This window comes from Candidatus Limnocylindria bacterium, from assembly GCA_036523395.1.
Classification (GTDB): Bacteria; Chloroflexota; Limnocylindria; order P2-11E; family P2-11E; genus CF-39.
Window position 1 is genome coordinate 20,156 of record DATDEH010000032.1, and the last position, 13,564, is coordinate 33,719.

Annotated in this window: 16 protein-coding genes and 1 tRNA gene; 13 read left to right on the top strand and 4 right to left on the bottom strand. The window is 67.4% G+C overall.

What is annotated here, in order from left to right:
- Positions 1-88: 88 nt before the first annotated feature.
- The 9 genes from VI056_03680 (at position 89) to VI056_03720 (ending at position 8,936) form a co-directional block, all read left to right on the top strand.
- Positions 89-526 carry an NADH-quinone oxidoreductase subunit B family protein gene (locus VI056_03680; GenBank protein HEY6202120.1) on the top strand — a complete coding sequence of 146 codons (438 nt, stop codon included), beginning with the start codon at positions 89-91 and terminating at the stop codon, positions 524-526.
- Between the two features lie 177 nt (positions 527-703).
- Entirely contained in the window at positions 704-1,711 is a 1,008-nt protein-coding gene (locus tag VI056_03685) for an NADH-quinone oxidoreductase subunit D (protein HEY6202121.1), read from the top strand.
- A 91-nt stretch (positions 1,712-1,802) separates the two neighbouring features.
- On the top strand, positions 1,803-2,522 hold the full coding sequence (locus tag VI056_03690; GenBank protein ID HEY6202122.1) for a hypothetical protein: 720 nt from the start codon (positions 1,803-1,805) through the stop codon (positions 2,520-2,522).
- Entirely contained in the window at positions 2,512-3,693 is a 1,182-nt protein-coding gene (locus VI056_03695; protein ID HEY6202123.1) for an NADH-ubiquinone oxidoreductase-F iron-sulfur binding region domain-containing protein, read from the top strand. The genes VI056_03690 and VI056_03695 overlap by 11 nt, the downstream gene beginning before the upstream one ends.
- Positions 3,690-4,298, top strand: a complete 609-nt coding sequence (locus VI056_03700; protein HEY6202124.1) for a hypothetical protein — start codon at positions 3,690-3,692, stop codon at positions 4,296-4,298. Before VI056_03695 ends, VI056_03700 begins: the two co-directional genes overlap by 4 nt.
- Entirely contained in the window at positions 4,295-6,709 is a 2,415-nt protein-coding gene (locus VI056_03705; protein ID HEY6202125.1) for an FAD-dependent oxidoreductase, read from the top strand. The genes VI056_03700 and VI056_03705 overlap by 4 nt, the downstream gene beginning before the upstream one ends.
- Positions 6,710-6,820: 111 nt before the next feature.
- The gene (locus tag VI056_03710) at positions 6,821-7,741 is read left to right on the top strand and encodes a hypothetical protein (GenBank protein HEY6202126.1); all 921 of its coding nucleotides are present in this window, start codon (positions 6,821-6,823) and stop codon (positions 7,739-7,741) included.
- Complete coding sequence (locus VI056_03715) at positions 7,741-8,856, top strand: SAM-dependent methyltransferase (protein HEY6202127.1); 1,116 nt, start codon at positions 7,741-7,743, stop codon at positions 8,854-8,856. Before VI056_03710 ends, VI056_03715 begins: the two co-directional genes overlap by 1 nt.
- A gap of 6 nt (positions 8,857-8,862) precedes the next feature.
- Positions 8,863-8,936 (top strand) — tRNA-Val (locus VI056_03720).
- 26 nt (positions 8,937-8,962) lie between these two features.
- On the opposite strand, the gene VI056_03725 is transcribed toward VI056_03720, so the two are convergent.
- From VI056_03725 to VI056_03740, 4 genes are read right to left on the bottom strand one after another with little or no spacing between them, the layout of a single operon-like run.
- A complete protein-coding gene (locus VI056_03725) occupies positions 8,963-9,250 on the bottom strand; it encodes a hypothetical protein (GenBank protein HEY6202128.1) in 288 nt (95 codons plus the stop codon).
- A 55-nt stretch (positions 9,251-9,305) separates the two neighbouring features.
- On the bottom strand, positions 9,306-10,373 hold the full coding sequence (locus tag VI056_03730) for a hypothetical protein (GenBank protein ID HEY6202129.1): 1,068 nt from the start codon (positions 10,371-10,373) through the stop codon (positions 9,306-9,308).
- The gene (locus tag VI056_03735) at positions 10,370-10,864 is read right to left on the bottom strand and encodes a response regulator (protein HEY6202130.1); all 495 of its coding nucleotides are present in this window, start codon (positions 10,862-10,864) and stop codon (positions 10,370-10,372) included. Before VI056_03735 ends, VI056_03730 begins: the two co-directional genes overlap by 4 nt.
- Before the next feature lie 21 nt (positions 10,865-10,885).
- The gene (locus VI056_03740; protein ID HEY6202131.1) at positions 10,886-11,200 is read right to left on the bottom strand and encodes a hypothetical protein; all 315 of its coding nucleotides are present in this window, start codon (positions 11,198-11,200) and stop codon (positions 10,886-10,888) included.
- Between the two features lie 113 nt (positions 11,201-11,313).
- On the opposite strand from VI056_03740, the gene VI056_03745 reads away from it, so the two are divergent.
- The 4 genes from VI056_03745 to VI056_03760 form a co-directional block, all read left to right on the top strand.
- Positions 11,314-12,150, top strand: a complete 837-nt coding sequence (locus tag VI056_03745; protein ID HEY6202132.1) for a prohibitin family protein — start codon at positions 11,314-11,316, stop codon at positions 12,148-12,150.
- Between the two features lie 3 nt (positions 12,151-12,153).
- A complete protein-coding gene (locus VI056_03750) occupies positions 12,154-12,315 on the top strand; it encodes a hypothetical protein (protein HEY6202133.1) in 162 nt (53 codons plus the stop codon).
- A 238-nt stretch (positions 12,316-12,553) separates the two neighbouring features.
- The gene (locus tag VI056_03755) at positions 12,554-12,982 is read left to right on the top strand and encodes a polymer-forming cytoskeletal protein (GenBank protein ID HEY6202134.1); all 429 of its coding nucleotides are present in this window, start codon (positions 12,554-12,556) and stop codon (positions 12,980-12,982) included.
- 31 nt (positions 12,983-13,013) lie between these two features.
- Positions 13,014-13,564: hypothetical protein (locus VI056_03760; GenBank protein ID HEY6202135.1), on the top strand; the 551-nt coding region annotated here is incomplete at its 3' end.

A 13,564-nucleotide genomic window follows, 5' to 3' on the forward strand; every position in this document is an offset into this window, starting at 1 on the left:
CATTCAGCGACGTCCCCAGACCACCCAGGCGGGCCTGGGCAGCGAAGAGTTCCCGACGCGCGAGGGCGTCCTCGCCGACGAGGACAACATGGTCTTCACCACCGTCAACAACCTCATCAATTGGGCGCGCTCGCGCAGTCCATGGCCGCTCGGATACGGGTTGGCCTGCTGCGCGATCGAGATGATCGCCACGGGTGCCTCGACCCATGACCTGGCGCGCTTCGGAGCAGAGGTCTTCCGCTCGAGCCCGCGCCAGGCCGACGTGATGATCGTCGCGGGCACCGTGACTCACAAGATGGCTCCTCGGCTGCGGCGCCTGTACGAGCAGATGCCGGAGCCGAAGTGGGTCATCGCGATGGGGAACTGCGCTTCGTCGGGAGGCGAGTTCTGGGATAGCTACTCGACGTTGCAGGGTGTGGACACCATCGTCCCCGTCGACGTGTATGTGCCCGGCTGTCCGCCGCGCCCTGAGGCCCTGCTCGAGGGCGTCCTGCGGCTGCGCGAGAAGATCGCCAAAGGCGGTTAGGAACTGACCACCACCGACACCGAGCTTCGCCAGATCCGCGAAGGCGCCGGCGTCGAGCTTCCGGTCATCGAGGACGAAGGCCTCGAGACCGAGGAGCTGATCCTGAATTTGGGGCCGCAGCATCCCTCGACCCACGGCGTGCTCCGTTTGGTCTTGCGGCTGTCCGGGGAGAAAGTGGTGGAGTGCATCCCGGTCATGGGCTACCTCCACCGCGGTCTCGAGAAGATCTTCGAGTGGCGCACGTACGCACAGGGCGTTCGCTACGCGGACCAGGCCGATTACGTGTCGAACATGCTCAACGAGCATGCCTACGCAGGCGCGATGGAGGCCATCGCCGGCATCGAGGTACCGCGCCGCGCCGAATACATCCGGGTCATCGTCGACGAGCTGAGCCGCGCGGCATCCCACCTGATCTGGCTGGGCACCTACGGACTCGACCTGGGCGCCACGACGCCGGTGCTCTGGTGCTTCCGCGATCGGGAAGACATCCTCGACATGCTCGAGGAGCTCTGCGGCTCGCGCATGAACTTCAACTACTTCCGGCCCGGCGGCGTGCTCTATGACCTGCCGCCGGGATGGCTCCCGAAACTCACCCGCTTCCTCGACCGGTGGGAGAAGAACATCGAGAACGACTACGTGCAGATCCTCGACGGCAATGAGATCTTCCTCGAGCGGACGATCGGCATCGGTCGCATCCCGGCCGAGGTCGCGAAGCAGTACGGGGTGACAGGGCCGATGCTTCGCGCATGCGGCGTTCCCTGGGACCTGCGCGTCGACCGACCGTACTCGATCTACCCCGAGCTCAAGTCGATGCAGCCCGTCATTCTTGCGGACGGCGACGCCTTCGCGCGCTACAAGGTGCGCCTTGGGGAGATGCGGCTGGCGATCAAGCTCATTCGTGAGTGCATCGACGGCATCCCTGGCGGTCCGGTGCGCGCCCGCCTGGGACACGTGTGGAAGTGCCCGAAGGGCGAGGCGTACTACACGGTCGAAGGCGCGAAGGGCGAGGTCGGCATCTACATGATCAGCGACGGGCGCAGCCCCAACCCCTTCCGCGCCAAGATGCGCGGCGCGTCGTTCGTGAACCTGCAGATCCTCCCGTGGCTGCTGAAGGGTCGGCTGGTGGCGGACGTGATCGCGATCCTGGGCTCGATCGACATCGTGCTCGGCGAGGTAGACCGATGAGTGAGCGAGGAGCGGTTCATCCGCGACGAGCGAATCCGGCAGCCGTGAGCGTGTTTCCGCGCCGCAGGCGCGAGATTGGGCAGGACCGGTAATGTTCGGGATCATCACCGGGATGCTCCGCACGCTGGAGCATTTCGTCCGACCCCGGCCGGTCACACGCAAGTACCCGTACGAGAAGCGGGTCCTCCCCGAGCGCAGCCGCGGCCTCATCGCGCTGCTGCTCGAGCCGGAGACGAGCATCTTCAAGTGCGAGAGCTGTCTCATGTGCGAGAAGGCCTGCCCGCCGCGCGCGATCTCGATCTCGTACTCGTTCCGCAACGCGTTCCGGCGCCGTCCGCTCCTCGCGCCGCGGGCGAACTACTACCGGATCCGCATGGTCGCGGCGGCGCCCTACGGGGACCGCCGTCCGATGTCCACCGCGGTCACGACGATCCCGGCGGAGGATGAGGCGAAGCTCGACCTCACGAAGATGCGCGGCATCCTCGAAGGCGAGAGAGAGGGCGCGGACCGCATGACCCGCGTCCTGTATAGGGCGCACGCCGCGTACGGCTACCTGCCGTGGAGCGCAGCGGAGCTCGTCGCCATCGAGTTCGGGAAGACGATGACCGACGTGTACACGACGGCTTCGCTCCTTTCGAACTTCCGTGGCGCGCCCGCGGGCGAGGGCACCGCGGTGCCGCGTGGCGGGCGGCGCTTCACCGGCAACCTCGCGATCGCGGGCGCGTGGCCGCCGCAGTCGCCACCGCCCGCGCACGACGAGCTGCACGAAGATGAGGTGCATCACGTCGTCGAGCCCGCGTATGCCCGCTAGTACCGCGGTGCGCTTGCTCGATGGCGCTCGCGTTCCCGCCCTCGATCGCGCCCTCGACGCCGACGCCGCGATCGAGCGAGTGGCCGCATCCGGATTGCGTGGCCGGGGTGGCGCGGGGTTCGCGCTGGCGGACAAGCTGCGCGCGGTGCGCGCGAATTCCGCCGGAGGCGACGCGTACGTCGTCGCGAACGCGTACGACGCGGACCCGGACAGCCCGCTGGCGCGGACGCTGCTGGAGGGGCACGCCGACCTCGTCGTGCGTGGCATCGAGCTCGCCATGGCCATCACCGGTGCGACGCACGCGTTCCTCTATCTGCATCCCGAAGCGGCCGGCGCGCGCGATGCGGCCGAGCGCGCCCTCGCAGGCCGCGAGGACATCGAGATCACGCTCGGTCCGGGTGGCTTCATGGGCGGCGAGGAGAGCGCGCTCCTCAACGTGCTCGAGTCGAAGCGCGCGATGGCGCGACAGCGGCCTCCGTACCCGGCACTTCAGGGCTACCTGATGCGGCCGACGCTCGTGTCGAGCGTGGAGACGCTCGCGTGGCTGCCGCTCGTTCTCGAAGGCGCGAAGGCCGAGACGAAGCTCGTGTCGGTGACCGGAACGGTGAAGAAGCCTGGCGTGTACGAGGTCGACCTCGGCACGACGCTCGGCGCGATCCTGGACCGCGCCGGTGGCGTGACCGGCGAGCTGAAGGCGATCCATGTCGGGGGACCCACGGGCGGCCTGCTGTCGGCGCAGCGTCGTAGCGCACGGTTCGATTACGACGACCTGAAAGCGGCCGGCACGCACATGGGGTCCGCTCAGATCCGCGCGATCGGCACGGACGTCTGCATGGTCCGCGAGGCCGGGCGGCTCTTCGCGTATCTCGCGAAGGAGAGCTGCGCGATCTGCGTGCCGTGCCGCGTTGGCACCAAGCGCGTCCAGGGCATCCTCGAGGGCGTGACGTCGTCACTCGGGCGCGACGGCGATCTGCCGTGGCTCACCGAGCTCGGCGACCACATGGAGCAGTTCTCGCTCTGCGGCTTCGGCATCACCGCGCCGTCGATCCTGCGCACGACGATGCGCGAGTTCCCGGATGACTACCGGTCGCACATCAAAGACCTCAAATGTCCGACCGGGACCTGCACGACGCTTCGCGCGCGCCGGTTCGAGACGATGGTGCAGCCGTGAGCGAGACGTGCCAGGCCTGCAGCGGCTTCATCGAGAAGGGCGCGGATGGCGCCTGGCGGCATCTCGCCCGCTGGGAGCCGTGCATCAGCGCGCGGCCGCGGACGCGGACCGCCACGCTCATCAGCGCCGAGCAGCGAAGCGCGCTCGCCGACTACCTGTCGCTCCGAGTCGAACGGAATGAGTGGAAGTACTGGGTGGTCGGTGGCGTCATCGCGTTCTACCTCGCCCTCCTGTCGCGCGGCGACTGGCGCATCTTCGCGGCCGGCCTGGTCATCGGCGCACTGACGACGGCGTCGATCATCGCGACCGTCGAGCACGCGCACGCCCTTCTCCGGCGCGAGACGACGCTCATCCGCGTGACGGGATCGCTCGTCGTGGAGACGCGCAAGGATTCAGAGAAGGAGAAACGCTTCGTTCGTGTCGATGGCCGCGAGATCGTGCTCGACAGCGAGGTGCACGTCGGGCGCGAGCTGGGCGGCATCGAGTACACCGAGAAGCGCGCCTATCCGCTCGCGATCTGGGACCGTGACGGCGACCTCGTGTGGCACCGACCTGAGTACGAGCCCGCGCCGCTCGGCGCCGATAGGATGGTCCTCACCGCATGAGTCTCCTCGAGCGCTACATCCAGCCCGCGGAGTCCCAGCTGCCCACGGTCTCGCACGCCGGCGAGATCCCGTCGGGCCAACCGACCTGCACGATCACGATCGACGGCCAGGAGGTCACCGCGATCCCCGGCGAGGCGATCCTGCGCGCAGCGCAACGCGCCGGCTTCAAGGTCCCAACGCTCTGCGACGACGAGAAGCTCGCGCCGGCCGCGGCGTGTCGCATGTGCCTGGTCGACATCGAGGGCCAGGATCGGCCACTGCCGTCGTGCCACATCGCGGTCGAGCCCGGGATGAAGATCGTTTCGAGCTCGGACGCGCTGTTCAAGCTTCGCAAGCAGAACCTCGAGTACATCCTCAGCGATCACAACGCGTACTGCATGCCGCCGTGCCAGATCAGCTGCCCGACTCACATCGACATCCCGGGCTACCTGGAGCTGATGGCGAAGGGTCAGCACGTCGAAGCGGCACGCCTCGTGAAAGAAGTGCTGCCGTTCCCGTACATGCTCGGTCTGGTCTGCCCGAAGCCCTGCCAGGAGGTGTGCCGCCGCGGGCTGGTCGAGGAGGAGATCGCGATCTGCCAGTGCCACGGCTACACCGGCGAGCTCGTGATGGAGATGGACGTAGCACCGACGCCCTTCCCGCAGAAGATCGCGAGCGGCAAGCGCGTCGCGGTCGTGGGTGCCGGACCCGCGGGCATGACCGCCGCGTACTACACGGCGCTCAACGGCCACGCCGTGACGGTGTTCGACATGATGGCGAAGCAGGGCGGCATCTGCCGATACGGCATCCCGGAGTACCGCCTTCCCAAGGTGAAGCTGGACAAGGAGCTCAATTCGCTCTGGCAGCTGCGCGACACCGAGTTCAAGGGCGGTATGAAGCTCGGCCGCGACTTCACCGTGGATCAGCTGCTCGCGCAGGGCTACGACGCGGTATTCCTCGGGATCGGCGCGTGGAGCAGCAACGAGCTGCGCATCCCCGGAGAGGATCTGCCCGGCGTCATCGAGGCGATCAACTACCTGCGCCAGAACGCCGAGGGCGATCCGGTCCCGGTGGGAAAGGGCAACAGGGTCGTCGTCATCGGTGGCGGCTTCACCACCTTCGACTGCGCGCGTACGTCACGCCGGCTCGGGGCCGAGGTCACCGTCGTCTACCGCCGCTCGCGCAAGGAGATGGGTGCGCACTACAGCGAGGTCGACGACGCGGAGCACGAGGGCATCAAGCTCGAGTTCTACGCGGCGCCGGTCAAGATCGTCGAGAAGAACGGGCGCGTGGGCGGCGTCGAGTTCCAGCGGATGGCGCTCGGTGAGCCCGATGCGTCAGGCCGGCGCCGCCCGGTGCCGGTCGAGGGCTCGAACTTCACGATCGACTGCGACACCGTGATCCCGGCCATCGGCCAGATCCCGGTCCTGGACTGGATCGACCGGGACACCGGTGTACGTCGGAGCAAGCGCGAGACGATCATCACGAACGGCGCGCTTATGACCGACCGCCCTGGCGTCTTCGCCGGCGGCGACGCGCAGATGGGAACGCGCACGGTCATCGAGTGCGTCGCGCAGGGCAAGCTCGCGGCGAAGGCGATGGACCGCTACCTGGCGGGCGACGACATGGCCCGTGTCGCGGAAGAGATCGCTGAAGAGGAGCGGGTGCCAGAGCTCATCGACATCGTTCCGTACAAGCCGGAAGAGCCACAGGTCCGGATGCCGATGCTGTCGTTCCTGGAGCGCGAGCAGTCGTTCCAGGTGATCGAGAACGGCTACACCAAGGACCTCGCCGAGAAAGAGGCGGCACGCTGCCTCCAGTGCGTGTGCCCCGACGTCGGCCGATGCCACCTGCAGCGGCTGTCGGTCGAGCACGGTCTCACCGAGAACCGCTTCCACCGCGCCGAGCCGATCGACTACCACGACTACGAGTACGACTTCAGCCACGACTTCATCCTTCGCGACCTGAACAAGTGCATCAACTGCACGCAGTGCGTGCGGATCTGCCGCGACGTCATCGGCGCGAACTGCTACGGGCTCATGGGCGGCGGCTACGACTCGATCGTGACGACACCGTGGAACGTCTCGCTGTCGTACACGGACTGCGTGTCGTGCGGCGCCTGCGCCGAGACGTGTCCCACGGGCGCGTTGATGATGCGCGAGCGCGATCTGCAGACCTACGAGCTCGACGTCGTGCGCTGCATCTACTGCGGCGACTGCGTCGAGGTGTGTCCCCACGGCGCGCTCGGCGAAACGCCGAACTTCGAGCTCGCGACGTACAAGCGCTTCGGCGTGACGGTCCTGGCGAAGGAAGAGCTCGCAGTGGCGAAGACCTGGAAGTCGTCGGAGCAGGTGCCCACGAACGGCGATGGCAACGGCGGAGTGCGTCCGCCCGAGGTGCGGCCGCCCGCTCCGCCGCGCTGGGGCGCGTAAGCGAAGATCTACCTTCGCTCATTCGACGGGCGTTGGGTCGGCTTCGCGCCGGAGGCCCTCATTCAGCCGGCGGGCCAAGGCCTGATCTCGCGTGATGAGGCGCTGCATGAGGTGCGCGCACGAGTTGCCGCGCAGCGCGCGGATCTCGAGCGGCTCGGTGCGACATTCGAGGGCGGCGCCGAAGAAGTGACCGAGTGGGGAAGCGACTGGGGCGTACCACTCGCACCTTTCTTGCCCCCTTCACCCTCCCTGCTGCGCGCCGGCCTCGCGCTTCTCGATGAGCGCGAGCGGCAGCTGGACTCGACCGTAAGCGCGCTCGCGCCAGCCGAATGGGAACGACGCGACGGGTCGGACGGCTGGACGTTACGGATGGTCGTGGACCACCTGGCGGCGGGATCGCTCCTATTTTTGTTGCGCGTTGAGATCTGGCCGCTCGACGCTGACGAGGCGCAGCGTGGTGCCCTCGAGGAGGTGCTCTCGCGCGCTGTGCGGTGCAGCCGTGAGTCCAAGGCATTCGAGCTGTTTGGTTGGAACGCTGAGAACGGACGCGTCCGCTGGACCGCGCGCACGGTCGTGAGGGCCATTGGCAGGATGCAGCATGGGTGGCTTGCACATATCGCCGGCGGACCCGAGCCCAAGGAGCTCGACTTCACCAGGCACGAGAACGCTGGAGGTGACGACTCCGCGGTGGGGGATGACGAGATCGCCGAGCTTCGGGAGCGTGACGCCAGGCTTCGGAGCGCGGCGCGCGAGTGGCCCGGTGTCCGCGTCATCGCATTCTGGTATCGCTACTACCGCGATCGTCTGACGAACTGGCCGGTTGACGAGCTCGAACGCTGGCGCGCAATGCGCGCTGCTTTCCGGGACCGCCTGTTGTCGTACGACGAGAGTGGCTTGGCGGCCGTTCGCGTCGCGCCGCACGGAGGCTGTACGAGCGTGCGTCAGCAGCTCGCGCTCGCGCTTTCGCACCTGCCGGAGCATCAAGGGCAGATCGCGAAGATCCTCGGGGTCGCGCAGCCGGCCAGAGGCTGATGGCGACGCTCCGCGACCGACTCATCGCTCGCATCCGGGCGCGCGGGTCGATCAGCTTCGCGGAGTACATGGAAGCGGCCCTCTTCGATCCCGAAGACGGCTACTACACATCGCGTGTTGCGCTGGGATTCGAAGGCGACTACCTCACAGCGTCCGATCTCGGGCCGCATTTCGCACGCGCGCTCGCTCGCGCGTTCGCGGATCTGTGGACGCAGCTGGGGAAGCCCGCCGCGTGGGATCTGGTCGAGGCAGGCGCAGGCCGCGGCATCTTCCTCCGTGACGTGCTCACCGCTCTCGAGCGCGAGCGCGCCGATGCGGCAAAGGGCGCGCGCCCGACCATCGTCGAGGTCTCGCCGCGGCTGCGCGAGCAGCAATCGACGACCCTCGCCGGCCGCGACCTGCGCTGGGCGTCTGATGCGCGCGCGCTCGCTCCCGTGCAGGGCGTCATCTTCGCGAATGAGGTGCTCGATGCCTTCCCCGTGCACGTTCTCGTGCGGACCGCGGAGGGTGTGCGTGAGGTCTTCGTCCAGGAGAACGCCGGCGTCCTCAGCGAGACGCTTCGCGCGCCGAGCCTTCCCGATCTCAGCTGGCGCGTCCCCGAGCGGCTTCCGGCCGGCGGACGCTGGGAGGTCAGCCCGGCGGCGGAGGGCTGGGTCGCGAGCCTCGCACCCGCGCTCACCAGTGGCTACGTCCTGTTCGTCGACTACGGCGGCGATGAGAACGAGCTGCTCACGCGCCTCGGGGCCGGCACGCTGCGCGGTTTCTCGCGCCATCGGCTCATCACCGATCCTTACACCGAACCCGGCGCGCAGGATCTGACTGCGAGCGTGAACTTCACGGCGATCCGCCGTGCGGCGGAGGGTGCTGGCTTCGCGTTCGCGGGCCGCGCGACGCAGCGCGACGCACTCATCGCGCTGGGGATCCGCGAAGCGACCGCGCGCGCGGATACGCCGATCGAGCAGCTGCGCGCGCTCGGCCGCCGTTCCGCGATCGACACGCTCCTCGACCCGAACGGCTTCGGCGCATTCGAGTTCGTGTGCTTCGCGAAGGACGCGCCGACCGAGGGCCTGCGCATGTTCGGGACGCGGGCGACAAGCGAGGTCCGGTATCCTTGAGGCGACGGGCTCTTAGCTCAGCTGGTTAGAGCGCAGCGTTGACATCGCTGAGGTCGCGTGTTCGAGCCACGCAGAGCCCACCGGAAGACATTTGGAGACGATGGCGTCAGCGAGCCGCTAGATCGTGCGGCTGGCTCGTTCGGTCTCGGCGGTAGATAGGGTCGGGCGGACGGTCTTCCATGTTCCCGATCGTGATGTCATCAAGCCGAGTCGGTGGCACGCGTACCCACTCATGGTTCTGGTCCGCCCCGCGCGCGCAGTACCCCGTCATCTGGCCGCGGGTCCTGACGGTGTAGCCATCGGCGCTCAGCGGATCCGCCTTGTGCTTCGCAAGGCACACGAACTCCACGAGCGCAGCCGAACCGTCTCGCTTGGCAAACTCCCCGTCGCCCACGCCACTGTTCTCCTCCAAGCCGGTCCCGGGCGCATCCCCCGAAAGGAGGAGGTGGCTACGGTGGTGCCTGCTGCCGACGAACCATTCCCCGCCAGTAGCTGAATGACCCGTCAGAGCCGATGATCAGATCTACCCGCGCCGGCGCTCTGCCGGGGTCAGTCCACGTCGTGGCGATAGAGAAGCCCGCACCTGCGCCGTAGCCAGGGGCCGATTCGAGCGGCCGCGGACGTACGACCACGGTCAACCCTGCGGCGAACGCGTCGCGCATGATCTGCGCGAAACGCTGTGGTGAGTGCGAGCCGAAGCCTGCCTGCTCCGCCCCGCTGATCATGCAATCGCCCATCAGGCTTGCCAGGATGGCAACGTCCTTTCGCGCGAACCCATCGGCAAGTCCGTCAGCGACCGATTCTGCCGAACGCGGTGGCCGGGTGGTCGAGATGGAAGCGGCAGTCCGCGGTACGAACGCGAAGGAGTCGACTATTCCTCGCATCGCGCCGACCAGCGGGTCGCCCGCCGTCGCGGTGAAGCCGACCAGATACATGAGGTCGTCGACCGCGATCAGTGTCGTTTCCGTCTGGAGCGCGCCGTTGATGACCCGTACTCCTTCGCGACCGTCGAGCCTGGCCGGCTCGAGGCGCTGTCCCTGCGTCGACCCCATCCGCGGCGAATTAGCGAACGCGTCCGCCGTGAGTCGATCCGCGTTCCGGTCCACCCGGACGCTCACCGTGCCGAACAGCCCACCCGCGTCCCCATAGCTTTCGTCCGCGGGGGGCACGCTCGTGAATCCATCGATCCCAAGGAGGTCGGGCCTCGCCGGATCTGGGCCGACCGAGAGGCAGCCGGTGCGTCGCCACAGCGGCGGCAGTTGCACCGAGTAGCCCAGCGCGGCACTGACGAAACGGCCGCTCGCCGCGGTCGCTGTGGTCACTGCCGTCGCGGTGGATGGGGGCGACGCGCTCGATAGAGGCGTCGGCGATCCTGTGACGCTCGGACTCGGAACGCCGGTGATGGTTGCGGCAGATCGCGTGAGAACGACGATCGCGCCGATCGCGAGGACCACGGCCATGAGTGCGATTGCGATGAGTGCGCCGCGTCCGATCTGCGGAGGCGGTGCGGAACTCATGACTTCGTGGTCGACTTGCCCTTCGTCTTGGCTCGGGCTGCTTTCGCGGCGGGCGCACCTTTCGCCGCCGGTGCCGCGGCAACCGCCGCGGCGGCTTTCCCCGTGCGCCTCGTGGCGTGTTGCTTGACCCCGTCGAGGAGCTCCTGGACGTCGAAGGGCTTCCGGAGGGCCATCTTCGCCCCGAGCTCCCGCAGCTGCGGCCGGAGGGTGTCCATGTCCTCGGTGGCGGACACGACGATGACCGGCGGCTGACGGTCCGCCTCCATCTCGCTGCGCGAGCGTAAGAACTGGATGCCGTCGGCCCCGGGGAGGAAGAGATCGAGGAGCACAAGATCGACCGACGCGTCGCCGTGGAGGATCCGGAGGCCTTCCTCGGCATCCGGCGCTGGGGTGACCTCGTAGCCGGCGCTGCGGAGGATCGTCTCCAGCAGCCTGCGGGTGTTCTCGTTGTCCTCGACGACCAGGATGTTCTGCTTCTGGGTGCTTTCCATCGTGCCAGTCTGAAAGATTGGTCAAGAAATGTCTTGCGGCCCCATCAGGCCCTCTCGGAAACCCTCTTCTCTGGGGTCCTCGTTGACCATCAGCCCGTGACCCCCGTCGATGGGGTCCACAAGCTGCCAGCCGTCCAGCTCCAGCTCAACGAGCCACTCGGCATGGTCGCGAAGCATGAGCGACGCCTCGATGAGTGTCTCCGCCTCGTCGGCGACCCACTTCACGCAGACGCCCTCGACGCGCGCCTCGAAGTCCTCCTCGGTCAGCTCGCCAGCGATGTCGGCCGCCTCGCGCGGCGACGGCGCCCGCGGCATTCCGTTCCCGTGAGCCCGCATTCGCTCACCTCCAGCGCCTTTCTGACATCGGCAGACCCTTGCGGGCATTCACCGGGCCTTCACAACCGAATGCTTTACTGAGGCGAGCATCTTTCCGCGCGAGGAGGGGACGCATGACCATCAGGGGGACGCAGCCACGGTCCGGGGGGCCGGCTATCGGTCTCGGAGTCGTGGGCATCGCCGCGTTGCTCGTGCTCATCATCGCGATCTTCGGATCTTTCACGCAGGTCGGCGTCGGCGAGGTCGGCATCGTGAAGCACTTCGGCGCGATCGACACCGATCACCCCGACGTGTTCGATCCGGGTATCCACACCAAGGTCCCGTTCCGTGACGACGTCGTGATCTTCGACACCCGCATCCAGAAGGAGCAGGTCGAGTCGAGCGCGGCGTCGAAGGACGGCGTAACGATCCACTCGACGATCACGATCAACTTCCACATCGACGCGGCGAAGGCGCCGCTGATCCTCCAGAACATCGGTGCGAACTACAAGGAGCGCATCATCGACCAGCAGATCCAGCAGGCGTTCAAGGACGTCACGGCGCAGTACGCCGGCCTCGAGCTGATCCAGAAGCGCGAGGAGGTCGCACTTAAGGCAAAGGGCGTTCTGAAGGACAAGCTCACGCCCTACTACATCGTCGTCGACGAATTCACGATCCCGAACTACGAGTTCCCCAAGGAGTTCAACGACGCGATCCTGGCGACGCAGGTGGCCAACCAGCAGAACCTCCAGGCCAAGCAGCTCCAGGAAAAGGCCCGCACCGAGGCCGAGACCGCGTTGATCGTTGCCCAGGGTCTGGCGAACGCCCAGAAGGCGCAGGCGACGACCCTGACCCCCGAGTACCTCCAGCTCCAGGCGATCAACAAGTGGAACGGCCAGCTGCCGCAGTACCTGACCCCGAACACGCCGCTGCCCTTCATCGGCACGACGCCGCAGACCCCGGCGAGGTAGGGGATGGCCGCGCTCGAGATCGTCATGGTCGCGGCGGCGGTGCTGCTGCTGATCACCCTGTTCCTGTACCTCTGGCAGCGCCTGGGGCTGGTCGGGACGGACCATGCGCACCGCTCGCCTCCGCACAAGCACCTGGAGATCCCGCCGCACGACCACGACAGCTGAATCCCGGCGCGCGCTCGCTTGCTTGTCGGTGTCGGCGCCGTTTCTTGCCCCACTAGTACGGGGGTGACGTTCTATGAAATGGCGCGTTGAGGGGATAGTGTCCCGTCTTACGTTCAAACGATCGAGCGGTCCTGCGCGCCCGTCGACGACGCCGGTGTGGCGTCCCGCCGAAGCGCCGGAACCCGCCCGCACGCCTGAATCGGGCCGCAAAGAGGAAGCTTCGGAAGGGAACAAGACCATGCAGCAGCGAGACACGCGCGACTATTCGGCTCCCCGGGATCGCACGACGCCCAGCGCGGGCGACCTGAACGCACTTCTCGGCAAGGGCTCCGAGTTCGAGGGCAAGCTCGCCTTCGAAGGCAAGGTCCGGATCGACGGCACGTTCACTGGCGAGATCTCGACCAACGACCTGCTCATGGTCGGCGACGGCGCCAAGGTCACGGCCGAGATCAGCTGCGGCACGGTCATCGTCGAGGGCGAGGTCATCGGCAACATCAAGGCGACCTCCGCCGTCGAGCTCCGCCGCCCGGCGAAGGTCCACGGCGACATCACGACGCCGTCCCTGGTCATCGAAAAGGGCGTCGTCTTCGAGGGTCGCTCCAAGATGGACGAGCTTCAGTCATCGAACGTCGTTCCGATCTACGCGACCGCCGAACCCGGCGAGTAGTAAAGAGATCGACGCCGTTCAAGGCGTCCTGATGTTCGACGGCGTCACGATCCGTGACGCCGACTTCAGGCGCGCCACTTTCGACGCTTTCGCGCCGGAAGGCTGCGCCTTCGAGCAGTGCGACTTCCGGGGTCAGACGCTCGACCGCCGATTCCAACCGCTGTTCTCTTCCCGGCGGCGGAGCGTCTTCCGCGAGTGCCGCTTCGATGAGGCGGACATGCGCGCGGTCCGCCCGGGCCAGGCGCGCTTCGAGCGCTGCCGGTTCGACAACGCCAAGATCGACGGCTGGGAGTCATTCACTGCCGAGTTCATCGACTGCACGTTCTCCGGGCGTATCGCGAATGTCCGCATCTACGGCCGGCCGTGGGGCGCGGGTGCGGAGAACCTCAATCCGATGCGGAAGATCAACGAGTTCCGCGGCAACGACTTCCGCAAGGCCGACCTCGTCGGCGTGACCTTCGTGCACGGGATCGACGTCGGCGCCCAGCGCTGGCCCCAGGGTCCCGAGTACGTCGTGCTCGACAAGATCCACCAGCGCATCGCCAAGGCGCGCGTCACCGTCCTCGACTGGCGCGAGCACCC